General features: G+C 66.4%; 19 protein-coding genes. 8 read left to right on the top strand and 11 right to left on the bottom strand.

Annotation, left to right across the window (positions count from 1 at the left end):
• Positions 1 to 66: 66 nt before the first annotated feature.
• Positions 67 to 1,113, bottom strand: coding sequence for a gentisate 1,2-dioxygenase (gene gtdA / locus CF70_RS11520; protein ID WP_035864325.1), 1,047 nt, complete (start codon positions 1,111 to 1,113; stop codon positions 67 to 69).
• A 162-nt stretch (positions 1,114 to 1,275) separates the two neighbouring features.
• Between gtdA and CF70_RS11515 the strand changes: the two genes are divergently transcribed.
• The gene (locus CF70_RS11515) at positions 1,276 to 2,220 is read left to right on the top strand and encodes a LysR substrate-binding domain-containing protein (RefSeq protein WP_035864322.1); all 945 of its coding nucleotides are present in this window, start codon (positions 1,276 to 1,278) and stop codon (positions 2,218 to 2,220) included.
• A 10-nt stretch (positions 2,221 to 2,230) separates the two neighbouring features.
• On the opposite strand, the gene CF70_RS36575 is transcribed toward CF70_RS11515, so the two are convergent.
• The gene (locus tag CF70_RS36575; protein ID WP_081862134.1) at positions 2,231 to 2,401 is read right to left on the bottom strand and encodes an ABC transporter ATP-binding protein; all 171 of its coding nucleotides are present in this window, start codon (positions 2,399 to 2,401) and stop codon (positions 2,231 to 2,233) included.
• Between the two features lie 187 nt (positions 2,402 to 2,588).
• Here CF70_RS36575 and CF70_RS11510 point away from each other — a divergent pair, with 187 nt between their 5' ends.
• Both CF70_RS11510 and CF70_RS11505 read left to right on the top strand, forming a co-directional pair.
• Positions 2,589 to 2,882, top strand: coding sequence for a helix-turn-helix domain-containing protein (locus tag CF70_RS11510; RefSeq protein ID WP_006156357.1), 294 nt, complete (start codon positions 2,589 to 2,591; stop codon positions 2,880 to 2,882).
• Entirely contained in the window at positions 2,882 to 4,195 is a 1,314-nt protein-coding gene (locus CF70_RS11505) for a HipA domain-containing protein (protein WP_035864317.1), read from the top strand. Before CF70_RS11510 ends, CF70_RS11505 begins: the two co-directional genes overlap by 1 nt.
• 172 nt (positions 4,196 to 4,367) lie before the next feature.
• Here the strand turns inward: CF70_RS11505 and CF70_RS11500 are convergent, their stop codons facing one another.
• From CF70_RS11500 to CF70_RS11485, 5 genes are all read right to left on the bottom strand, one after another.
• Positions 4,368 to 5,351 (bottom strand): Bug family tripartite tricarboxylate transporter substrate binding protein, encoded by a 984-nt coding sequence (locus CF70_RS11500; RefSeq protein WP_035864315.1) that lies wholly within the window; start codon positions 5,349 to 5,351, stop codon positions 4,368 to 4,370.
• Positions 5,352 to 5,538: 187 nt separating this feature from the next.
• Positions 5,539 to 6,489 carry a cation diffusion facilitator family transporter gene (locus CF70_RS11495; RefSeq protein WP_035864313.1) on the bottom strand — a complete coding sequence of 317 codons (951 nt, stop codon included), beginning with the start codon at positions 6,487 to 6,489 and terminating at the stop codon, positions 5,539 to 5,541.
• An 89-nt stretch (positions 6,490 to 6,578) separates the two neighbouring features.
• The gene (locus CF70_RS37685) at positions 6,579 to 6,773 is read right to left on the bottom strand and encodes a hypothetical protein (protein ID WP_235185002.1); all 195 of its coding nucleotides are present in this window, start codon (positions 6,771 to 6,773) and stop codon (positions 6,579 to 6,581) included.
• 128 nt (positions 6,774 to 6,901) lie between these two features.
• Positions 6,902 to 7,753 carry a universal stress protein gene (locus tag CF70_RS11490; RefSeq protein WP_035864310.1) on the bottom strand — a complete coding sequence of 284 codons (852 nt, stop codon included), beginning with the start codon at positions 7,751 to 7,753 and terminating at the stop codon, positions 6,902 to 6,904.
• A gap of 123 nt (positions 7,754 to 7,876) precedes the next feature.
• Positions 7,877 to 8,596 carry a cobalt-precorrin-7 (C(5))-methyltransferase gene (locus CF70_RS11485; protein ID WP_035864487.1) on the bottom strand — a complete coding sequence of 240 codons (720 nt, stop codon included), beginning with the start codon at positions 8,594 to 8,596 and terminating at the stop codon, positions 7,877 to 7,879.
• A gap of 294 nt (positions 8,597 to 8,890) precedes the next feature.
• On the opposite strand from CF70_RS11485, the gene CF70_RS11480 reads away from it, so the two are divergent.
• Positions 8,891 to 11,506 carry a sensor domain-containing protein gene (locus CF70_RS11480; RefSeq protein WP_081862133.1) on the top strand — a complete coding sequence of 872 codons (2,616 nt, stop codon included), beginning with the start codon at positions 8,891 to 8,893 and terminating at the stop codon, positions 11,504 to 11,506.
• 118 nt (positions 11,507 to 11,624) lie between these two features.
• Here the strand turns inward: CF70_RS11480 and CF70_RS11475 are convergent, their stop codons facing one another.
• The gene (locus tag CF70_RS11475) at positions 11,625 to 11,828 is read right to left on the bottom strand and encodes a hypothetical protein (protein ID WP_035864308.1); all 204 of its coding nucleotides are present in this window, start codon (positions 11,826 to 11,828) and stop codon (positions 11,625 to 11,627) included.
• A gap of 467 nt (positions 11,829 to 12,295) precedes the next feature.
• Here CF70_RS11475 and CF70_RS11465 point away from each other — a divergent pair, with 467 nt between their 5' ends.
• Positions 12,296 to 12,475, top strand: coding sequence for a hypothetical protein (locus CF70_RS11465; RefSeq protein ID WP_035864305.1), 180 nt, complete (start codon positions 12,296 to 12,298; stop codon positions 12,473 to 12,475).
• A gap of 33 nt (positions 12,476 to 12,508) precedes the next feature.
• Here the strand turns inward: CF70_RS11465 and CF70_RS11460 are convergent, their stop codons facing one another.
• Positions 12,509 to 15,499 carry a transglycosylase domain-containing protein gene (locus CF70_RS11460; protein WP_235185001.1) on the bottom strand — a complete coding sequence of 997 codons (2,991 nt, stop codon included), beginning with the start codon at positions 15,497 to 15,499 and terminating at the stop codon, positions 12,509 to 12,511.
• Positions 15,500 to 15,733: 234 nt separating this feature from the next.
• Positions 15,734 to 17,275 (bottom strand): methyl-accepting chemotaxis protein, encoded by a 1,542-nt coding sequence (locus tag CF70_RS11455; protein ID WP_035864300.1) that lies wholly within the window; start codon positions 17,273 to 17,275, stop codon positions 15,734 to 15,736.
• A 231-nt stretch (positions 17,276 to 17,506) separates the two neighbouring features.
• Between CF70_RS11455 and CF70_RS11450 the strand changes: the two genes are divergently transcribed.
• Complete coding sequence (locus CF70_RS11450; RefSeq protein WP_414629444.1) at positions 17,507 to 19,066, top strand: methyl-accepting chemotaxis protein; 1,560 nt, start codon at positions 17,507 to 17,509, stop codon at positions 19,064 to 19,066.
• A 62-nt stretch (positions 19,067 to 19,128) separates the two neighbouring features.
• On the opposite strand, the gene CF70_RS11445 is transcribed toward CF70_RS11450, so the two are convergent.
• Positions 19,129 to 19,995, bottom strand: a complete 867-nt coding sequence (locus CF70_RS11445; protein WP_035864298.1) for a LysR substrate-binding domain-containing protein — start codon at positions 19,993 to 19,995, stop codon at positions 19,129 to 19,131.
• 137 nt (positions 19,996 to 20,132) lie between these two features.
• Between CF70_RS11445 and CF70_RS11440 the strand changes: the two genes are divergently transcribed.
• Both CF70_RS11440 and CF70_RS11435 read left to right on the top strand, forming a co-directional pair.
• Positions 20,133 to 20,720, top strand: a complete 588-nt coding sequence (locus CF70_RS11440; protein WP_035864295.1) for a cysteine dioxygenase family protein — start codon at positions 20,133 to 20,135, stop codon at positions 20,718 to 20,720.
• Positions 20,721 to 20,856: 136 nt separating this feature from the next.
• Positions 20,857 to 21,923 (top strand): rhodanese-like domain-containing protein (locus CF70_RS11435; protein ID WP_035864294.1); only part of this gene is annotated, 1,067 nt, incomplete at its 3' end.

Raw genomic sequence — 21,923 nt, 5'->3', positions numbered from 1 at the left:
ACGGAAAGAATGGATGAAGCCTTGCAGGGCCGGCACGCGCCGCGTTCCGCCCCCGGGCAAAAAAGATCAGGTGCGTTCTTCGCGCAGCAGGTTGAGCGCGGACAGCACCGGACGATCGGAATAGCTGAACAGCACCGTGTCCCCGACCGAAGCCAGTTGCACGGGCTGCCAGGACGGCACCACGAAGGTGTCGCGCGGCTCGAACTGGAACTGCGCTTCGCCGATGCGCACGGTGCCGCGCCCCTCCACCACCGAATAGACGGTGGCGTCGGTGCTGCGATAGGTCTTGCCCTGGAAGCCGGCTGGCAGGTACTGCATGAAGGTCGCCATGGTCGGCATCGGCCAGCCGCCGGTCGCCGGGTTCACGTAGCGCAGCTTCACGCCGTCCCAGGCATCGAGTTCGCCATTGCGGTAGAGCTGGTCCAGCGCCTCGCGGCTGCGGGCGTACGGGTAGCTGAAGATTGGTGAAGTGGGATCGGTGACGCGGTGGCGCACCGGCAGCATGTTGTGGCCGAAGCGGGCAAAGCTGTCGCCCTCGGGACGCAGCACCGGCTGTGAGGCTTCGGGATAGTTTTCGGCAAACCCGGCGTCCAGGTGCTGCAGCAGCGGGATATCCAGCCCGTCGAGCCAGACCACCGGCTCGCCGCCGTCGGCCACGGCTGGGTTGCCGTGGTCGTGCCACGTCCACGACGGCGTGATGATGAAATCGCCCGGATGCATGGTGGTGCGCTCGCCGTTGACGGCGGTCCAGGCGCCGCGGCCTTCCACGATAAAGCGCAGCGCGGATTGCGTGTGGCGATGGCTGGGGGCGATCTCGCCCGGCAGGATCAGTTGCAGTCCGGCATAGAGGGTGGACGTGATGCTCGACTTGCCGGGCAGGCCGGGATTCTCCAGCACCAGCACGCGGCGCACGGCCTCTTCCGCGCTGATGACCTCGCCAGCCTGCATCACCAGAGGACGGATCTCGGCGTACTTCCAGATCGCCGGCTGCGCCTGCGGGCGCGGCTCGCGCGGCACCAGCGCGTGCAGCGATTCCCACAGGGGGGCCAGATGGTTGCGGCCGATGCGGCCGTAATACGCCGAGCGATCCGCGTTCTTGCTTGCGTCTGACATGCTTGTCTCCGGGTCCATCGCCCTGCGGGGCGGGGAGCAGCCACTGCGGGCTGCGGACTGTGGGCTTCGATGGAAGATTTATACGCCCGGAGATATACCTTGTAAAATAATCAATTCCTCTTATCCATATCGATATGGATATATCTCAAAGGGAATACCCTGATGGATTGGACCCAGCGCCTCCGGTTGCGCAACTTGCAGATGCTGCTCAGCCTGGCCCAGACCGGCAATATGAGCCAGACCGCCGTGGCGCTCAGCACCACGCAGCCGGCCCTGTCGAAATGGCTAAAGGAACTCGAAGACGACATCGGCCTGCCGCTGTTCGAGCGCCACGCGCGCGGGCTGCGGCCAACGCCCTATGGCGAATCGATGATTGCGCACGCCCAGCGCATCGAGGCGCACCTGGATAGCGCCCGCGACGACATGCAGGCCATGCGCGAAGGCGGCGCCGGCCTGGTCGTGATCGGCACCTCGGGTGCCTCTGCCGCCGACACCGTGCCGCTTGCCGTCACCTCCCTGCTGCAGCGCCTGCCGAAAGCCCAGGTCCGGCTGGTGGAAAGCACGATGAACCTGCTGATGGCGCAACTGGCGCGGGGCGAGGCCGATATCGTGGTGGGACGCTCCGCCCCGGAACTGCAAGACGGGCAGATGCGCACCGAGGCGCTTTACATGGAGCCGATCCATTTCGTGACGCGCCCGCGCCACCCGCTGTTCGAGCTAGCCGAGCCCGCCTGGAGCGATCTGCGTGCCTACCGGTGGATCGTCTGGCCGCGCGGCACGCCCATCCGCAACACGCTGGAATCGGCGCTGAACGCGGCTGGCGAGAGCATGCCAGGCGACTGCGTGGAGTCGAACTCGGTCATCCTCAACCTGACCTTGCTCAACCACAGCAATATGATCGGCGTAGCCTCGCACCGGACCGCGCGCCGCCTGGAACAGCTCGGCGCCCTGCGCATCCTGCCCTTGCGGCTTGCCGGCTTCGGCTCGGTGTCGATGTACTGGCGCGACGATGGCTTCGGCCGCACCGCCGTGAGCGCCGCGCTCGACGCCTTGCGGCGCGCGGCGGTCCGCTCGGTCGACGAACACCCTGGCGACGCGGGCAACTGACGCCGGCGCCTCAGCGGCAAGGCACCAGCCGCCACTCCCCGCCGTGCCAGGCCAACCGATGTGTCAGCCGTAGCGCATCGAGAAAGCGCTGGTCGTGCGACACCACCAGGATGGCGCCCGGATAGGCGCTCAAGGCCCGTTCCAGCGCGCGCACCGAATCGATGTCGAGGTGGATGGTCACCCTGTTTCAGCCGCCTCGCATGCCTCACCAGGCACTATAGTTTCGCCAAACGGAAACTATATTGACTTTGGCCGTCATCAATCCTATTGTTTCCATTTACGGAAACAATGAACCAGGTTTCACTTCGCGTGACCCTTGTTTCCGTAAAACGAAACAATTCCCCAGACGCCAGGAAGTCTCAAACCATATGCCGCGCCAGTTGCCAACCTCCCTGCCCCCTCCCCAGCCGCGGATCTCCAGTCTTGGCGAACTCGGCGCGCTCGTCCGTCATCGCCGGCTCAAGCAGCAGCTCAGGATCGACGACGCGGCGAGCTTTTGCGGCGTATCGGCGAATCTTCTGTCGCGGCTGGAAAATGGCCGCCCGGTCCAGACCGACAAGCTCCTGCTCGTCCTTTCCGGACTGGGCCTTGGCATGATCCTGGGACCGAAGGCGGCCACCGCGGATATCGAGATTCCCGCCATCGCTTTCGAGGGTGCCTGATGGCAACGCACTCGCTCCGCGTTTTCGATGGTTCCGATCTGGTGGGAACCGTCCAGTATGACGCGCTGGAAGACAGTTTCTCGTTTGCCTATGACGAGGCCTGGCGTTCGGCCGCGCATCGCTACCCGCTCTCGCCAGCCATCCCCTTCGATAGGCCGGCCAGTTCGGCAAGTCTCAGGCGCTTTATTGAGAACCTGCTTCCCGAAGGGCGGGCACTGGACATCGCCTCGGTCTACGGGCAAGTCTCAAAGAACAACGTCTACGGCCTGATCCGCCAGCTTGGCGGGGAAACTGCGGGGGCACTCAGCTTTCATGCCGACGCCCCGCCGCCGGCGCAGGCGCCACAGCTGCGCGAGATCTCCGCCGCTGAACTGAACCAGCGCATCCGCGACCGGGAGCAAGTGCCTTTCACCGTCTGGGATGGCCGGGTTCGCCTGTCCATCGCCGGCTACCAGGACAAACTGGCTGTCTTCATGGAAGGGGAGCGCATCTACCTGGCCGACGGGGCCGGCGTCGCGTCCACCCACATCGTCAAACCCGAGCCGGTCCATGACTCGGCCAGCTGCATGGTGGCAAACGAACACTTCTGCATGACGCTGGCCGGCCGCCTGGGCTTGCCCGTGGCGCCGGTGTCGATTCGCCGCATTCCCAGCCCGGTCCTGCTGGTCACGCGCTTTGACCGCGTGAAGGAAAACGGCATCGTCAGGCGCCTGCATATCGTCGACGCGTGCCAGGCGCTGGATCTTCCGGTGAGCTACAAATACGAACGGAATTTCGGCGCCGCCAGGGACGTTGCGGCGATCCGCGACGGCGTCAGCTTCGCACGGTTGTTTTCATTGCGAGAGAAAACGGTCAACCAGGCCGTCGCCCAGCGCATCATGCTGCAATGGGCGATTTTCCAGTTCCTGATCGGCAACAGCGACGCGCACGGGAAGAACTTCTCGTTCTTCTGCACGCGAGCCGGGCTGACGCCCGCGCCCTTCTACGACCTGGTCTCCGTGGTCCAGTACGATCAGTTCCTGCATGACTTTGCGATGGCGATCGGCGATGCGTTCGACATGGCGGAGGCCACGCCCTATGCCTTCGCGGATTTCATGTCACGCATCGGCATCCGCAGGCCGACCGCCGTGCGGACCATGACAAGCCTGGCGCGCGCCGCTGCCGCGCAGGCCGCCGGGCAAGCCGAGGATCTGGTGTATGTCGGAGAGGAGCGAGACATGGTGCGCTCGATCGCTGCCCTGGTCCGCCGCCAGGCCGACCGCCTGATTGATATGGCGCCGAAGATATTGGCGGTTGACTCGACCTTGCTGTAGGCCTAAGCGCTCCAGCTTGCCAGAATCCGCCCCGCCTCGGGCGAGAGCCGCACATACCCGATCAACGACACCTGCTCTTGCTTCGCGGCGGCACGAAGCGTGCGGCCGCCGGATGCCCGTTCAAGGCCGGGATGGCAATCCTGCCGGGAATCGGCACGCCGCACTGCACCGCTCAGTCCACGGTCGCGCCCGTTTCGTGCACGATCTTGCCCAGTCTGGTGGTTTCGCTGCGTATCAGCGTGCCGAAGGCCTCCGGCGTGCCGCCCACCACCGGCGTCCCGATGGCTTCCCAGCGTTTGCGGAATTCGGGATCGGCAAAGATGGTGTTGATGGTGCCGTTGAGTTTCAACACGATCTCCCGCGGCGTCGCGGCCGGCACGGCGATGCCGTGCCACGCCACGAACTCAAACCCCGGCAGGCCAGCTTCGGCCAGCGTCGGCACGTCCGGCAAAGCCGGCACGCGCGCCTTGGTGGTGACCGCCAGCGCCCGCAATTTGCCCGCCTTGATATAAGGCAGCGAACTGCCCAGGATATCGAACATCACCGGCACCTGGGCACCCAGCACGTCGTTGAGCGCGGGTCCCGCGCCCTTGTAGGCGACGTGCTGCATCTTCGTGCCGGCGGCGGTATTGAACAGTTCGCCGACCAGGTGCTGCGGCGTGCCGTTGCCCGCCGACGCGAAGCTGTAGTCGCCCGGCTTGCTGCCGGCGGCGGCGATAAATGCCTTCACGTCCTTGAGCGGGCTGGACGGATGAACCTCCAGCACCAGCGGAAACGCGGATATCTGGATCACGGGCGCGAGATCCTTCTGCGGACTGAACGGCAGGCTCCTGTACAACGTGGCATTGACGGCCATCGGTCCGCTCGCCGCGAGCAGGATGGTATATCCGTCCGGCGCCGCCTTGGCCACGGCATCGGTGCCGATGTTGCCGCCGGCGCCGGCGCGGTTGTCCACCACCACCGGAATGCCGAAGCGCGCCTGCATGCTGGCCTGCAGCAACCGCGCCATCAGGTCGGTCGGGCCGCCCGGCGGATAGGGCACGACAAAGCGGATCGCCTTTGCCGGATACGCCTCGGCCGCAACCGCAGCGCCTTGCATGCCAATGGCGCTGGCAGCCAGCATGACTACACAGGCAACAGCCCGTCTTTTTTCCATCTTTGTCTCCCCTCGCTTCGGTCAGGTCTTTGCCTTCATTTCTTGGAACCGGAGGCGCGCGGCCCTGGAATCTGCCGCGCGGCGTGTTCCGGTGAGCGCGAGTATAGGGGGCTGTCTTCGATGCGGGAATCCGCATTTCCCGATGGTTTGATCGCCGCGGCCGATCAATGCACGGCGCGGCGGCCAGTCATGCCGCGCCTGGCCGGACCGGCTCCGCCGCTGCCTGCGGCACCACCGGGACCGGGTCGACATGGGTCATCACGTTCAACACATCGCGCACTTCCAGCGCGCGCCGGCGCGCCTCCACGGCAATACGGTGCCCGGCTTCCACGCTGATTGCGCCATCGATCTCGAGATGTACATCAGCGAGGATGAAGTCGCCCATCTTGCGCGTCTTCAGGTCATGCAGGCCCTGTACGCCTGCCGTGGCAGCCATGGCCTGCCGGATCGCCTCGACGGTCTGCTCGTCCACGGCGCGATCCATCAGGTCGTGCAGCGCGTCCCAGGAAAACGTCCAGCCCATCCTTGTGACCATCAGGCCAACCACCAGCGCCGCTACCGGGTCGAGCAGGTGGTAGCCGAGCATATTGCCGCCAATACCGACCGCAACCACCAGCGACGAAGCCGCATCCGAGCGTGCATGCCACGCATTGGCAACCAGCATGCTGGAGCGCACGCGCTCGGCTACGGCGAGCATGTAGCGGAACAACAGCTCCTTTGCCGCCAGCGCGCCCAATGCCACCCAGAGGGCGATGGGCTTGACCGGCAGCACCAACTCCGGATGCTCGAGTTTTTGCACGGCCGACCACAGCATGCCGGCGCCGACCGCGAGCAGCAGCACGCCGATCGCCAGCGACGCGGCCGTCTCGAAACGCTGGTGGCCATAGTGGTGATCGGCGTCCGCGTCCTTGCTGCTATGGTGACTGGCAAACAGCACCACGAAATCCGAGACCAGGTCGGACAACGAGTGGATGGCATCGGCAATCAACGCCTGCGAGCCGGCGAACAGGCCGGCCAGCAGTTGCATGCAGGTCAGCAGGATGTTGACCGCCACGTTCACCCACGTGCTACGGCGCGCAGCCTGGGCCTTGGCTGGCGCGTCCTCGCCGGATTCTTCGTCTATCGTATCGACTTCCATCGATTTCTCTCTATGGCGCTGGGGGCGTGTGGGTTAGGGGGCCGGTGATTTCGCTTCGCGCGGCAGCCGTGATTGTGCCCGGCAAAGCTTCAGCGTGGGTGGCTTGCGCGAGAGCGTCCCGGCCATTCGAGCCATTCGAGCCATTCGAGCCATTCGAGCCATTCGGGCCCTTCATGCCATTCGGACGACGCCATGCCGGCCAGCATGGCCAGTACGAAGACCGCACCTTGCCATGCACCCGCGCCAGACAGCACCACGCCGGCCATTGGCGTCGGCAATGGCATGGAAAAATGGCCGGGCGCAGCCAGGGTGGCCCCTGGCCGAAGCAATCAATATATCACTACATATTGTATTAATTTATATACCGATGTCGCCGGCAGGCGAGCCAGCAGCTCTGGACACCGCTGGCCCGTCAGTGCGACATCAGCAACGGAATTTCGGCATGGCGCATCAGCGTGCGCGTGGTGCCCCCGGTTACCAGCTCGCGCAGGCGTGCGTGACCATAGCCCCCCGCCACCAGCAGATCAGCCCCCAGGTGACGCACGGCTTCCAGCAGCAGCCGGCCAACCCGGTCGCCGCCCTGCACGGTATGCATGACAGTGGCAATGCCGTGCCGCGCCAGATGATCGCGCAGGCCTGCGTGCGCGCCGGGGACATCGGGCATGTCGTGGGTGCCTTTCCGATCATGCGTGCTCGACGCCGAAACCACCGTGACGCACCGCGCCTGGCGCAGCAGGGGCATCGCATCCGCCACCGCGCGGGCAGCCTCCCGTCCGCCGTCCCAGGCGATGGCCACATGCTCGCCAGTCAGGCGGCGCGCGCCAGGTGGCACCAGCAACACCGGCCGGCCGGCGTTGAGCATCACATACTCGGCAGTCTGCGCCACCAGCACGGGGACGGATTCCGGGCCGGGCGGGCGGCCCAGGACAACCAGGTCGGCCATCCGCCCCTGTTGGGCCAGGGCCCAGCCGGGCTCGTCCTCGATGAGCCGGTGCGTGAAGCCCACGCCCGGCGCCGCCTCGTGCATGGCACGATGGAACGCGGCGCTGGCTTCGGCGCCCTGCGCCAGCAACTGGCGCCTGGCCAGTTCGGCGTAGCGCCCGGCCTCGTCGCCCGCGCCCCGGAAAGGCTCGAGCCGCATGCCGGTGGCTGTCACGCCGATCACATGGCCCGCGCAGCGCTGCGCCAGCCCGGCGGCAAGGCCGACGCGATCCGCACAGCCAGCGTCGGAGCCGAGTTCGACCAGCACGGTCTTGAAATCCATGGTGTTTTCCCTCCGTTCCGGGGACGTCCGCGATCGCGCGGAGACCTTGTCCGACCATCCGTGATGGACTCTACTCCGTGTGCAGTGCAGCGCAAGCGGGCGATGCGCGGGTGTTGCGGCAGATCAAGTTTTCTCCTGTCCCGAGTCCCCCTGCGCCGGGGTGCGCCGTGGCTCAATCTGGCTGGGCATCGGCGCCATGCTGCGGATCAGCATGATGCTCATGTCGCTGAACGCCTGCGTGCATTGCGCCAGCGTGCCCCGCCACGCGGCATCTGCCAGCGTCAGGTTCTCCCACACCTCGACCGGGTGCGCCGGCGCAACGCCCTGGGCCACCAGCCAGGCGGCGATGTCCCTGGGCATGAAATCCCAGGGACGTGGAATGACGATGGCATTGCGCTGGTCCGCCAGCACATGCAGGAGATGGCGCTTGAACGGATCCAGGTCGCCGCGCCGGTGAAACGTCAGGAAGGTGGTTTCGTCGAAACAAACCTTGCCGCGCGCGGCCAGCACCTGGGCGGCGGAAATGCCAGGTACGGTTTCCACCGGATGGCCGCAAGCCCGTTCCACCCGCTCCAGGTACTGGAAGCCGCTGAAGTGCATGTCGCCCATGAACAGCACCACGCACCGGCGGCCGGCATGATGCCTGGCCGCAACCCAGTCGAGCCGCTCGACCTGGTCCTGGTAGCCCATGGTGACAATCCGGGCATTCGGCGGCACCAGCGGCCGTATGACCTCAATGACCGTATCGAATCCGGCCACGATGTCGGCGCCGCGGATGAGGTCCGCTACGCCAAGGGTGAGGAAGTCAAGGTGCCCGGGACCTACGCCGGCGCAGATGATCATGGGAAATTCCGGTTCGATGGGAACGGCACGTGCATCGCGCCGCCAGGACAGCGCGCCATTATGCCAAGCTTGCCGCGTCGCGCCGGTCTTGCGGCAGGCGCTGCCATTGCGGTCCTGCGCGGGCAACCCGCGGTTTTCAGCGGTCGCTGAATCAACTCCCGGAAAGCGGTATGCAAAAAAAACTTCAGGATCCGCTACCGGATGCCGATACCTGCATCAGAGCCGAGTCAATGTCCCATGAGCCCAGGCGGGCCAGGCGGGCATTCTCGGGCGTTAGCGACGTTTACCTCACCCATGCCAGACAGAGACAAAGCGCTCAGCATAGCCGACCCGCATCAGTTGTTCCGCAATTCGCTTGAGCAAGCTTCCGACGCCGTCTTCGTACTGAACGCGGACAACCGGGTGATCTTCCTGAACGCAGCGGCGGAGACACTCTATGGGGCATCCCGCAAGCAAGTCTTCGGGATGGACGTGGACGCGCTCGTGCAAAAGCTGCCCGGCATCGCCGCGCGCGCTCACGGCGCGGAACCCGGCCAGGACGGCGAGCATGCCCTGCCTTTGCCCGCCGTCCAGATCCTGCGGCCGGACGGCGAGCGGCGCTTTGGCTTTATCGCGGAGTCCAGTACCCGGCTCGGAGACGTCACGCTGCGCACGCTACTGTTGAAGGTGGCGGGCAGCGTCGAACCCAGCCGCGACGACCATCCACTGCTTTCGGTCATCGCCGACGAGATCGACAGCGCGGTCCTCGTGGTCGATGCCGACTGGCATATTGTGTACGCGAACGCCGGGCTCACGCGCATGCTCGGCTACACGCGCGGCGAGATGGTTGGAAAGACGCCGCGCGAGCTGCTGGCCCGCGAATTCACGGATCCGGGCGTGATGGAACGGCTGCATGCCCACCGCGCCTCCCCAGGCGGCGAACGCCATGAAGCGCTGGTGTACGCGCGCGATGGCAGCCCGCTGTGGGTCTCCGCCACGGTCCGGCATCTGGTCGCCAGCGACCGTCATCCGACCGGGGGCGACCGGCATCACGGCATCGTCATCCTCACGGATATCACACAGCAGAAAGCCTACGAACTGCTGCAGCGAAAGGTGTTGCAGGCCATGGTGATGGAGCAACCGCTCCCGGCCGTGATGGAACTGATCTGCGAGGAAGTGCAACGCGTTGCGCCTTCAGTGATTGCTTCGGTACTGCGGGTGGACGCCGACGGCCGTTTGCGCCCGCTGGCCGCGCCGAGCCTGCCGGCGCACTACGCGGCGGCACTGGACGGCATGAGCATAGGGCCCGCTGCCGGCTCCTGCGGCTCGGCCGCCTGGCTGGGCGAGCCGGTGGTGGTCAGCGATATCGCCAACGATCCGCTGTGGGCGGATTACCGCGATCTCGCCCTGCCGCTTGGCCTGGCGGCGTGCTGGTCGTATCCGATCAAGGCCAGCGACGGGCGCGTACTCGCCACGCTGGCGTTCTACTATCGCACTGTCCGCCAGCCCGATGCGTTCCACCTGCAGCTCTTCGAGGTGTGCACTTCGCTATGCAAGCTCGCGTTTGAACGCGAGGCAGCGGCCGAGCGGATCATGCAGCTCGACCACTACGATTCGCTGACCGGCCTGCCCAACCGCAGCCTGCTGCAGATGCAGGCTAGCACCCTGCTGCCCGCCGCGCGCCAGGCCGGCACCACGCTCAGCGTGCTGTTCGTCGACCTGGACCGTTTCAAGCATATCAACGACTCGCTTGGCCACGCCGGCGGCGACAAGCTGTTGCGCGAGGTTGCCCAGCGCCTGATCGCGCATGCCGGGGAATCCGCGCTGGTGGCCCGGCTTTCGGGCGACGAGTTCGCTCTGGTGCTGCCCGACAGCGACCGCGCCCGGACCATTGCCGCGGGCAAGCGCATCCTGGCCGCGCTGCACCAGCCGCTGCGCATCGATCACGCCAGCATCGCGCCGTCGGCCAGCATCGGAATCAGCATGTTTCCCGCCGATGGCGATGCCCTGGACTACCTGCTGCACTGCGCCGAGATGGCCATGTACGACGCCAAGGCCGCGGGGCGCAACCTGTTCCGCTTCTTCAGCATCGAGATGAACTGGGCCGCCCAGGAGCGCCTTGCGCTGGAATCGGCGCTGCGCGATGCCTTGCTCTCGGAGGAATTGCATCTCAATTTCCAGCCCCAGGTGTTCCTGCGGGATGGGCGGCTCTACGGCCTGGAAGTCCTGGTCCGCTGGCATCACCCGCATTTCGGCGTGGTGTCACCCGACCGCTTCGTACCGCTGGCCGAAGACAGCGGCCTGATCGGCGCACTCGATCGCTGGGTGCTGGAGCAATCGTGCGCGCAACTCGCCGCCTGGCGCCAGCAGGGGCTGTCCGTGCCCACGATCTCGGTCAATATCTCCCCCGCCAGCTTCCGGGACCCGGGGCTGCCGGCACAAGTGGCCGAGACCCTGGCTCGCCACGGCCTGCCCGCCCAGGCGCTGGTGCTGGAGATGACCGAGGGGCTGCTGATGGAGGATGACGCCGGCATTGCCGCCACCGTCGCGGCCATCCATGCACAGGGCGTACGCTTGTCCATGGACGACTTCGGCACGGGATATTCCAGCCTTGGCTATCTCAGGCAGTTGCCTGTGCACCAGCTCAAGCTCGACAAGAGTTTCGTGATCGACCTGGAAAGCGATGCCGCCGCCCGCGAACTGGCCAGCGCCGTCATCCGTATTGGCGACAGCCTGAAACTCGCGGTGGTCGCCGAAGGCGTGGAAAACGAAGCGCAGCGCCAGTTCCTGCTCTCGCAGGGATGCCATATGGGACAAGGCTATCTGTTCTCGCGCCCGCTGGACGCCGCCGCGGTAGCACGCTGGATCACCACGCCACGGCCGGCCGAACACCAGTCCGCGGTGCCCGGCGACCGGCATTCCAGGCGCTGAGGCCAACGTTCACGTCGGGACGCCCAAGGCGATAGCCCGGGCGGTTCGCGCGGCCGACTCAGGACGGCGATGCCGGCCTCGCGTTTCCAGCCGCCCCCGCCGCTTTGGCGGCCTGCGCTCAGGCTTCCTCGCCCCCCACCTGCGCCTCGCCGCCAAGCCGTGGCTTGGTGGCATAAGCTACGCCATGCATTTCAAGATAGTCGCGAATCAACTGGCGCACTACCTGGGAGGGCGTCTTGTCCTGTGCCGCGCACAGGTTCTCGAAGGCGCTCTTCTTCACCGGGTCGATCAGCAGGGTGAGACGGGCGGTTTTGGATTCCATGGGATTGCAGAGTGCCAGCCAGTGCGCCAGCCATGTTAATTTGATTAACATTTAATGATAATAGAACAACGTCCCAAGGACAACCGCCCGTCTTCCGTGCCGCGCAAAGGACTGCGCATTATCGATGTTTTTACCGAGGTGCCGGGGGGCTGGCCATGTGATATCCCCGCTCGACCTCATCCACGGCTTGCTTTATTCCTGTGCCGGGGCCGGCTTCCGTGGTGGCCGCGCAACGCCCCACCGGCCGCATGGCTGCCGCAGTCATCATCGCGCCATGAATCAGGGCAGCCATGGTGATGGCCACGCGGCTCACGCGCTACACTCCGTGGCTCGGACGCAACTGATTTGCGGCCCAACACCACAAAGGTTCGCGCAGACACATTGCTTTGCAATTGCCCGGCTCGCCGCTACCTACAATCGAATTGTCGGGAGGCACATCCCGCCCATCAACGAGCCAGCAACGCATCATGCAGGACCAAGCTTTACCTCCCATCGTGATTTGCCTGCAGGGTCTGCGCGAGTTTGCCGCTTCGCTCACCGCGGGCTCCTTGCTCCAGTCCGCCACCTTGCAGGTAATCGCCGAATACGAACGCAATGCCCGGACTTCCGAGGACGCGTACTGTGCGCGGCTCCACTGCTGGGACTAGCCGCGGATTCAGCGGGACCGCCGTGCCGGCCGTTCAATGCCGGCACGCCAGCGGAGAGCGCGCGCCGCCGTCGCGCACCAGCGGCAGGATCGTAGGCGCGAGCGATTTCAGCAGTTGCACGGACAGCGCGCTGGTGAAGGCGTAGCGCGCGGCGTAGGGTTCCTGCACATAAGCCGTAACGTTGCCGAAATAACGGTCGCCAAGGAAGAACACAAACGTGGCCGAGCGGCTGACCACGCGCGAGGAAATCAGCCGGCCGCCCGGCCCGTAGACTTCGTAGCGATGGTCGCCGGTGCCAGTCTTGCCGCCGGCCACGATGCCGCTGTTGCCCAGCGCGGCTTTCAGCGAGCCAGCCGTGCCCGAATTCACCACGCCGACCAGCGCCGCGCGCACCACCTCCGAAATGTCCTCGCTCAACAACCGCTTGCCCTGCCCGGCCAGCCCGAAATCGGTGGCGTACGGCGTGCCCTGCGCGAATTCCAGGCTGCGCAGCGCGGTCGCCTGCTGGCGCACGCCATTGCCCTGGATAATCCCGACCAGTTCGGCCAGGGCGGCGGGACGATCGCCGGCAGCGCCGATCGCCGAGGCATATGACGGCGTGATCCCGCTGAACGGATAGCCCAGCCGTTGCCAGCGCCGCGCGATTTCGGCGAAAGCCTGGCGCTCCAGCTGGCTGCGGATGCGGCGGGTCTGGCCACCGGGATTGCGGGCCTTGAACAGCCAGGCGTACACCTCCTGGCGCTGGTCGGTACTGTCGCGCAAGACTTCATCCAGGCTGGCGTCGGGCCGCTGGCGCAGGTAATCCAGCAGCCATAGCTCCAGCGGATGCACCCGTGCGAGGTAGCCGCGGTCGTTGAGCGAAAAGCTGGTCTGGCCGTACTTGCGGTACAGCGTCGCCAGCTTGTCATCGGTCAGCCCCACGCGCGGCAGGGTGGCGCGCATGATCTTGTTGAACTGCGCCGGATCGATGTCGGGTTCGACGCTGCGTAGCGCCACCGCCAGCCCCACCTGCGAGAAGTGCCGGTTTTCCAGCATGCGCTTCAACGCTTCCTGATGGGTCTTGCCGCGATACTTCGAATAAAAAGCGCGCAGGTAGTCGCTACCCTCCTTGTCGGCAAAGCGGACCAGGTAGGCCCGCCGCTGCGGCGCGGCCGGGTTGTTCAGCCACTCGTCGGCATCGGGATGCAGCCGGTAGGTCTCGTAACGCACGATATCCCGCATCAGGCGGATGAAGACCAGATTCACGGAATGCTCGAACCCCTCCCGCACGGGCATGATCTTCGTGTTCTCCCAACGCTCGAAGTTGGTGAAGGTCTGTAGCCCGCCGCCGGTAAAGAACGCTTCGCCCGCCCCGCCGGAGTAGCGGCGCAGCATGGCGGCCTCCAGGATGGCGGGACGGCTCTTGTCGGAAGCGGTGAGCAGGTAGTTCAAAACCCACTGGGTCAACGCATCTAGCTTGGCCGGCTTGACCTCACGCAACTCGGCGGGCGTCATGCCGGCATATTTCTCATGCAGTTCCGAGATGATCTCGAGGTAAGTCACCAGCGTGCGCAGCTTGGCGGTGGAGCCCAGGTTAAGCCTCGCGCCGCGGTTGAGGTCGAACGGCAGGTCCAGGTTGTCGGCCTGCACGCGCAGCAGGTTCGCGCCGTCGATCTTCTCGTAGAGCGTGAAGCTGATCGCCAGCTTGCCGGGGTCGTCGCCTTCGCGCAGCAGGTTGTGGCCGTACATGTTGAAGGCATGGGCGCCATCGCGCGTGCCCGCCTTCAATAGTGCCTCGGTGACGACACGTTGCAGTCCGGTATTGATGGTGCTATGGGCCGTCAGGTCGAGGCGGTCCAGTTCATAGCTGCTGTCGAGATCGAGATAGCGCAGCAGGTCGGTGCGCACGCCGCTCAGGGCCTTGCGCGAAACAAACGAGATTTCGGGCCGGTCCAGCGACGGGGGAGACAGCTTCAGTGGCTGCGCCAGCGCCGCGTCGCGCAGCCACGGCGGGATGGCGCCCGCAGCCGAGAGCAAGCGCAGGTAGCTGTCGGTCAATGCCACCAGCCCGGCGGTATTGCGGCGCAGGAAATGCGATGGCCCGCGCTGCGCGATAATCAGCGAAAGCGCCTCCTTGAACACCTTCGCCTGCCGCTCGCCGAGTTCGCCTTCGCCCTGGCCGGCGCCGGGTCCCGGGCCTGCCGCATTCGCCAGCAAGCGGTTGGCCTCGTCGAAATCCTGCCCGTACCAGGCCCACAGCCCATCCCCCAGCCCGTTGATCTCGCCCAGGCCGGCACGGGCCGAAAGCGGCACGGAGTTCAGGTAATCGAGCAGGATGCGCTGCCTGGCGGCCACGGTGTTCGGCCCGTCCAGATAAGCGCGCATCGACGCGCTGGCCATCTGCCGAAGCTTTTCCTTGGGCGAACTGGTTCGGCCCGCACGCGAATGGCGGTATTTCTCGATCTGGGTGGCGAGCGTGCTGCCGCCGGCGGCGTCGTGCTTATCGTTGAAAAAACGCACGCCCTGGTCCATTGCGGCGCGCGTGAAGCGCCGCACGTCAAGCGCGGGGTTGCGCGTGGGAAATTCGGGATCGAGCAGGTCGCGGTTCTCGATAAAGAGCAAGGCGCCCACCAGCAAGCCTGGAATCTGGTCGAAGCTGCCGTAGGTACGGGACGGCGCGCTCGTGGCATTGAACGCCTCATCATTGCAATCGAGCAGGTCGAGGCGCGCGTGGGTCTTTTCGTGGTACGGCGCGAATAATCCGGAATCGGTCAGCTCAAGCATCTGGTCGGACCAGCGCGCCTGGCGTTCGCGGCGATAACCGCGCGCCTCCAGCAGTTCCGTGAACTCCGGCAAGCGGCTGTAGCCGAAGCGCAGGTCATAAGGCCCGTCTTCCGGAAAGCGGATGCGATCACTCGGACCGTCCTGCACCGCGAACGCGATGTCCTTCGCCCGCCCGGCAAAGTAGCGCGCCTGCAACCGCGAAGTGGCCAGCTCCTCGCTGACGGCCGCGCAGACGAAGTAGACGCCACTAACGAGCAGCACCAATAACAGTAGCCTGGGCCAGAGACGTCGACGCACGATTCAGGTCCGTTTGCGAGGAAACCGGGGATTCCCGGTGCTTCGGCCACCGCAGGCCGCCTGCTGGTAACGATGGCACTGTTCCGCCACCTTTGTCACTACGTATACCCTAGTTCAATGGGACCGAACGCACAAAAGTGGCATGCGGCGCCACCGCGCATCCCTCATCCCGCCATATGCGCGGGCCCGACCGCCAGCTTACACGCGGAACGCGGCGATAGCCTGATCCAGTTGGCGCGCCTGCTCCTCCAGCGAGGCCGCCGCGGCAGCAGCCTGCTCGACCAGCGCGGCGTTTTGCTGGGTGCCTTCGTCCATCGACGTCACCGCCCGGTTGACCTGCTCGATGCCGCTGCTCTGCTCGGCCGAGGCGGCGGCGATTTCGCCCATGATGTCGGTCACGCGGCGAATCGCCGCGACCACATCCTCCATGGTGCTGGCCGCGCGCCCGGCCAGGCTGCTGCCGGTTGCGACATGCGCCAGCGAAGTCTCGATCATGGACTTGATCTCGCGCGCCGCGCCGGCGCTGCGCTGCGCCAGGCCGCGCACTTCGCCCGCTACCACGGCGAAGCCGCGCCCCTGCTCGCCCGCGCGGGCAGCCTCGACGGCGGCATTGAGCGCCAGGATATTGGTCTGGAAGGCAATGCCGTCGACGACACCGATGATCTCCGCGACGGTCTTGGCCGCAGCGCTGATATCGCCCATGGTGGCCATCACGTCGCCTGCCACCGCGCCGCCCTGGTGGGCCACCTCGGCCGCGCTGACGGCAAGCTGGCTGGCCTGGCGCGCGTTGTCTGCGTTCTGGCGCACCGTGGAGGTCATCTGTTCCATGCTGGATGCCGTTTCTTCCAGGGAGGCGGCTTGCGCCTCCGTGCGGCCGGAGAGGTCGGCGTTGCCGGCTGCGATCTGCCGCGTGGCTGCGGTGATCGCACCGGCACCCTGGCGCACGCGCCCCACGGTGTGCGCCAAGCTGGCCTGCATGCGCGCCAGGCCTTCAAGCAGGCGCCCCATCTCATCGCGGCGCGTAACCTGCACGGGATGGCTGAGATCGCCCGCCGCGATGCGGTCGAACTGCTTCAGCGCCAGTTCCAGCGGGCCAACGATAGCGCGCAGCAGGAACACCGCGCAAGCGGCCGCCACCAGCAGCGCCAGTACGATGGCGGCAATCACCCCGTTGCGGAAATGGCGATACGCCACCTGCGACGCCTCGAAATTGCCAGCGGCCATCTTGAGCTGGAACTGGCTCAGCTTGAGGCTGCTGTCATTGGCGTCGCGAAACAGGCGGGAGAGCTTGCCGTCCATGATCTGGTCGGCCAGAGCGCGGTCCCCGGCCCGCAGCGCGGCGATGATGGCGGCGATGCCATCGCGGTTGGCGGCCTCCCGCTTGGCCGCGACAGCCACGGCCAACTGGTCTTCCTCGCTGTCGCGCGGCAAGGCCATGAAGCGCTTCCATGCCTCGTCCGAACGCCGCGTCAGCTCTTCGGTACGGTCGAGCAAACCCTTGGCTTCCGGGCTGTCCGGGTAGAGCATGGCGCGGTCCAGCGCCGTACGCGCGCGGGTGAGGCTCAGGTCCGCTTCGCCCAGCGCCAGCGCCGAAGCGAGCTGGTTCGTGTAGGTGGACTCATGCGCGTCGTTGGCGGCACGCAAGCCGAGCAAGGCGGCCACTCCCACGCCCAGGGCAAGCAGGAACAGCAGGGAAACGGTAGCGAGAAGGCGGGCGCGAATGGTCAGGCTGGCAAGCATGGCGAGGTGCCCGGAGGCTAATGGCTGTGGAGCCCGCGCTGGGCGGAAAGCCTGTCTATCGGTGCGGTGCGGCGACAACTTGAGGGGCGGCCGCAAGTTGTGCGCAAACCGACACCTGGCCGCCTATTTCACGCATCGGGATTGATCTGACGCAAACATCGGCATGATCCCGGTCAAGTCCGGGCCACGGCCTCCGTTAGTCCAGTGATCTCAAATCCCTGTCCCGATCCGATGATGAAAAACCTGAGCGTGCGCACCGCCTTGCTGGGCATCCTGGTGACCTTTGCATGCATGATCGTGTTTGGCGCCGGCGTCGGCGTGCTAGCGCTGGGAGCCGCCAACCAGGCAACCGGCCGCGTCCAGCAGCTTTCCGCCACCACGCTGTTGCTCAACGATGCGTACAAGGACATGACCCGGGCCCGCGCAGCGCTGGCACGGGCCTACACCACGGCGCGCGAGGGTGGTGCCGGGGTCGATGCCAGCGCACTTGATGCCGCCGCCAAAGCCCTTGGAAATTCCGCCAGGGCGTTGCAGCGCTTCGAGGCCACGCCCGCGCAGGAAGAGCAGGACGCGTCCCTGCGCCGCCAGGTCGCCGACGCCGCGCGGCGCCATGCCGGCACGATAGAGCGCGCCATGGCAGCGCTGCGCAGCGGCGACGCTGCTGCCTATGCCACCCTCAACGAAAAGGAAGTCACGCCTTCGGGCGCGGACTACTCGGCGGGTGTCGAGCGCTTCCAGGTGGAGGCGGCCCGGCTGTCGCAACAGGAAACCGAAGCAAGCAGCGCGCGCTACCAGTTGGTAGTGAAACTGGTGGTGGTGGGCATCACCGCAGCGCTGGGCCTGATCGTGGCGGTACACCTGGGGCTGCGCGCGTTCGTCGTAGCGCCCCTGGCTGCCGCCGCCGAGCATCTCGACCGCGTGGCCAAGGGCGACCTGAGCCACCGCGCGGTGGCGGCCAGCGGCAATGAAGTGGGACGTGTGCTCGCCGCCGTGGCACGCATGCAGGAGGCGCTGACGCGCACCGTCAGCCAGGTGCGCGCAAGCTCCGACTCCGTCAACACCGGCGCGCGCGAGATTGCCGCGGGCAACACCGACCTGTCGGCACGCACCGAGCACCAATCCGCATCGCTCGAGCAGACCGCCGCCAGCATGGAAGAACTCACCTCCACGGTCAGCAACAACACGGAAAGCGCGCGCCAGGCCAGCGAACTGGCCGCCGAAGCCGCCCGCCTGGCCACGCGCGGCGGCGACGACGTACGCGGCGTGATACAGACCATGGGCGACATCAGCAGCAGTTCGAAGCGGATCGCCGACATTATCAGCGTGATCGACGGCATTGCATTCCAGACCAATATCCTGGCGCTCAACGCCGCCGTGGAAGCGGCGCGGGCGGGCGAGTCGGGACGCGGTTTCGCCGTGGTGGCGGGCGAGGTCCGCGCTCTGGCGCAACGCAGCGCCAGCGCCGCACGCGAGATCAAGTCCCTGATCGACGACTCCGCCAGCAAGGTCGGTGCGGGCAACGCACTCGTCGCCCAGGCCGGCCAGACCATGAGCGAGACCGTGGACGCCGTGCAGCGCCTGGCGCGGATCATGGAAGACATCTCGTCGGCATCGCTTGAGCAAAGCGCCGGCATTGTGCAGGTCAGCGAGGCCGTCACCCAGATGGAGGCCGTCACCCAGCAGAATGCGGCGCTGGTGGAGCAGGCGGCCGCCGCGGCCGGTTCGCTCGAAACGCAGGCGCGCCAGCTTGCCGAGGCGGTCGGCGCCTTCCGGCTCGCGCAGGCCGCCTGAGGGCCAGCACGCACGCCCCTCCACAACCACCTCAAGCTACCCCCACCCGCCTCAAGCCACTTTCACGCAGCCGCCAGTCCACGCTGCAAAGTGGTCTTGAGCATGGAGAACACCTGCCGCGCCACCGGGTTGGCCGCATTCGGCCGGGCCCACAGGTAATACGTCACATCGGGCAGGCGCGGCAGCCCGTCCTTGTCGCCCAGCACCCGCATATCGGCGCCAAGCAGGTCGATGCTGCGGGCCGTGATGCCCAGGCCCGCGCGGATGGCCGCCTTGATGCCAATCAGGCTCGGCGCAAAATAGGCCGCGCGCCAGGGCACGCCGGCCTCCTTGAGCGCTTCCAGCGCCAGCTTGCGAAACAGGCTGGGTTCGTCGGCCAGGATCAAGGGCACCGTGCTGCCCTGCTCATAGGCAAAATCCGCCGCGCACACCCAGATGGTGGGCGAAGTGCGCAACACCAGGCCATCCAGGCTGCTGTCTTCGCGGGTGGAGACAGTCAGGTCGATTTCGCCTCGCCGCAACGACTCCATCAGGAAAGGGCTGCGCCCGACATGGATCTCCAGCCGCAAGGCGGGGGAAGCCCGCGCGATGTGTGACAGCAGCGGCGGCAGGATGGTGTCGGCCACATCGTGCGGCGCGCCGATACGCAGCGATCCGGTCAGGTCGCCCTCGCGCAGCACGCGCAACGCCTCGTCGTTCAGGTTCAGCAGTTGCCGCGCATATTCCACAAGCTTGTTGCCATGCCGCGTGAGTTGCTTGCCGCGCCCCTGCCGCTCGAACAACACCAGCGCCACCTGCTCCTCCAGCCGCTGCATCTGCTGGGTGACGGCAGACTGGGTGCGATGCAGCCGTTCGGCCGCCGCGGCAAACGTGCCGTGGTCGGCAATGGCCACCAGGGTGCGCAGCAGGTCCAGGTCGAGATTACGCATTCATTAGACTTGCTTAAGTGTTTTCATGGGTGATTAAGTGGTTTTGGGCACTGGCCTTCATTACAGTGAAACCAGACAAAGATACGTCCCGCCCCGCAAACCAAGAACTATCAAGACTCAGCAAGGATTCTAGAGACATGTCGATCGCACAACAACGCCAGGCCGCCGTCGGGGAAACCATTCGATCCATCAAGGAAATCGTAGCCAGCGGCGGTGTCACCCGCGACTCGCTGGCCAGCGTCCTGGATCAGGTGGCGCAACTGGCAGCCAGGCCGCAACTGTGGGCCGAGAGCGAATTCGCCCCGCCCGAGGAAGGCGAGCGCCAGGCCCGCTACCTGATTGCGGAAGATCCCGACCAGAGCTTCGCGCTGTACCTCAACGTAATGCGGCCGGGCAAGCGCATCCCGCCGCATGACCACACCACCTGGGCCTGCGTGGCCGGCGTGGTGGGGACCGAGTACAACGACGTCTACCTGCGCACCGACGACGGCAGCGTGCCGGGCGTGGGTACGCTGGCGCACTCGCACACCGTGGAAGTGGGCCCGGGCTCGGGCATCGCGCTGCTCCCCGACGACATCCACTCGGTCGAAATTCGCGGCGAATCCGTGATCCGTCACCTGCATATGTACGGCCGCGCCCTGGAAACCCTGACCAGCCGCACCGCTTATGACCTCGAAACGGGCCGTTGCCAGGCCATGAGCGTGGGCGTCAAGACGCGCCGCTAAGCGGCACCGGGTCGGTGCGGCACTGACACGCCCGCACCGACCCGCCTCTGCCAAAGCCCTTTTCCAGCGCACTACCGCTTGCCTCCCGCCCGTGCGCGGCCAGGAGGCCAGGCCCCCTTTTTGCCTGAAGAACCGCATGCCCGACATCCTTGCTACCCCTTACACCCTGCTCGATCCCGCCGCCCTCAAAGGCTGGCTGCACGACCAGGAGGAGATCGCCCTGTTCGATATCCGCGAACATGGCCAGTACGGCGAAGGCCATCCCTTCTACGCGGTACCGCTGCCTTACAGCCGGCTCGAACTCGACATAGGCCGGCTGGCCCCGAATCCTTCGGCGCGCATCGTGCTGGCCGACGATGGCGACGGCGTGGCGCCGCGCGCCGCGCAGGCCCTGGCGGCACTCGGCTACACGCGCTTGTTCGTGCTGGACGGTGGCGTGCCGGGCTGGCATGCCGCCGGCTATGCGCTGTTCGCCGGTGTCAATGTGCCATCCAAGACCTTCGGCGAACTGGCCGAGCACCATTACGGCACGCCCCGCGTCTCGGCCGCCGAACTGGCCGCCATGCAGGCCGGCGAGCAAGCCCCGGTGGTGCTCGACGGCCGGCCCGTCGCGGAATTCCGCAAGATGAACATCCCCGGCGCCATCTGCTGCCCCAATGGCGAACTGGCCTACCGCCTGCGCGACCTCGTGCCGGACCCGGCCACGCCCATCGTGATCAACTGTGCCGGCCGCACGCGCAGCATCATCGGTGCGCAGACCTTGATCAATTTCGGTGTGCCCAACCCCGTATACGCACTGGAGAACGGCACGCAAGGCTGGTACCTGAACGACTTCAGGCTGGAACACGGCGGCACGCGGCGCTATCCGGACAACGCCGCGCCCCGCGGCCTCGATGCGGGCCGCGCCGCCGCGCAGGCGATGGCGCAGCGCTTCTCAGTCCCCCGCATCGATGTGGCCGAGGCCCGCGCGTGGCTCGACGACCGCTCGCGCACTACCTTCCTGTGCGACGTCCGCACGCCGGAGGAGTATGCCGCCGGGTCGGTACCCGGCGCCCAGAACACACCCGGCGGCCAGTTGATCCAGGCCACCGACCAGTATGTGGGCGTGCGGCGCGCGCGCCTCGTGCTGATCGATGCCGATGGTGTGCGTGCGACCGTGGCAGCGAGCTGGCTACGCCAGATGGGACACGACGCCGTGGTGCT

The organism is Cupriavidus sp. SK-3 (assembly GCF_000611145.1).
In the GTDB taxonomy this organism is placed as follows: Bacteria; Pseudomonadota; Gammaproteobacteria; order Burkholderiales; family Burkholderiaceae; genus Cupriavidus.
This window is presented reverse-complemented; position numbering and strand designations above follow the sequence as displayed.

Excerpts from the sequence above, each read along its gene's own strand:
- CF70_RS11485 (WP_035864487.1), bottom strand. The coding sequence starts at position 8,596 with ATGATCATCTGCGCCGGCGTAGGTCCCGGGCACCTTGACTTCCTCACC.
- CF70_RS11440 (WP_035864295.1), top strand. The coding sequence starts at position 20,133 with ATGTCGATCGCACAACAACGCCAGGCCGCCGTCGGGGAAACCATTCGA.
- gtdA (WP_035864325.1), bottom strand. The coding sequence starts at position 1,113 with ATGTCAGACGCAAGCAAGAACGCGGATCGCTCGGCGTATTACGGCCGC.
- CF70_RS11500 (WP_035864315.1), bottom strand. The coding sequence starts at position 5,351 with ATGGAAAAAAGACGGGCTGTTGCCTGTGTAGTCATGCTGGCTGCCAGC.
- CF70_RS11510 (WP_006156357.1), top strand. The coding sequence starts at position 2,589 with ATGCCGCGCCAGTTGCCAACCTCCCTGCCCCCTCCCCAGCCGCGGATC.
- CF70_RS11480 (WP_081862133.1), top strand. The coding sequence starts at position 8,891 with ATGCCAGACAGAGACAAAGCGCTCAGCATAGCCGACCCGCATCAGTTG.
- CF70_RS11475 (WP_035864308.1), bottom strand. The coding sequence starts at position 11,828 with ATGGAATCCAAAACCGCCCGTCTCACCCTGCTGATCGACCCGGTGAAG.
- CF70_RS11465 (WP_035864305.1), top strand. The coding sequence starts at position 12,296 with ATGCAGGACCAAGCTTTACCTCCCATCGTGATTTGCCTGCAGGGTCTG.
- CF70_RS11515 (WP_035864322.1), top strand. The coding sequence starts at position 1,276 with ATGGATTGGACCCAGCGCCTCCGGTTGCGCAACTTGCAGATGCTGCTC.
- CF70_RS11455 (WP_035864300.1), bottom strand. The coding sequence starts at position 17,275 with ATGCTTGCCAGCCTGACCATTCGCGCCCGCCTTCTCGCTACCGTTTCC.
- CF70_RS11490 (WP_035864310.1), bottom strand. The coding sequence starts at position 7,753 with ATGGATTTCAAGACCGTGCTGGTCGAACTCGGCTCCGACGCTGGCTGT.
- CF70_RS11445 (WP_035864298.1), bottom strand. The coding sequence starts at position 19,995 with ATGCGTAATCTCGACCTGGACCTGCTGCGCACCCTGGTGGCCATTGCC.
- CF70_RS11505 (WP_035864317.1), top strand. The coding sequence starts at position 2,882 with ATGGCAACGCACTCGCTCCGCGTTTTCGATGGTTCCGATCTGGTGGGA.
- CF70_RS37685 (WP_235185002.1), bottom strand. The coding sequence starts at position 6,773 with ATGCCATTGCCGACGCCAATGGCCGGCGTGGTGCTGTCTGGCGCGGGT.
- CF70_RS11495 (WP_035864313.1), bottom strand. The coding sequence starts at position 6,489 with ATGGAAGTCGATACGATAGACGAAGAATCCGGCGAGGACGCGCCAGCC.
- CF70_RS11450 (WP_414629444.1), top strand. The coding sequence starts at position 17,507 with ATGATGAAAAACCTGAGCGTGCGCACCGCCTTGCTGGGCATCCTGGTG.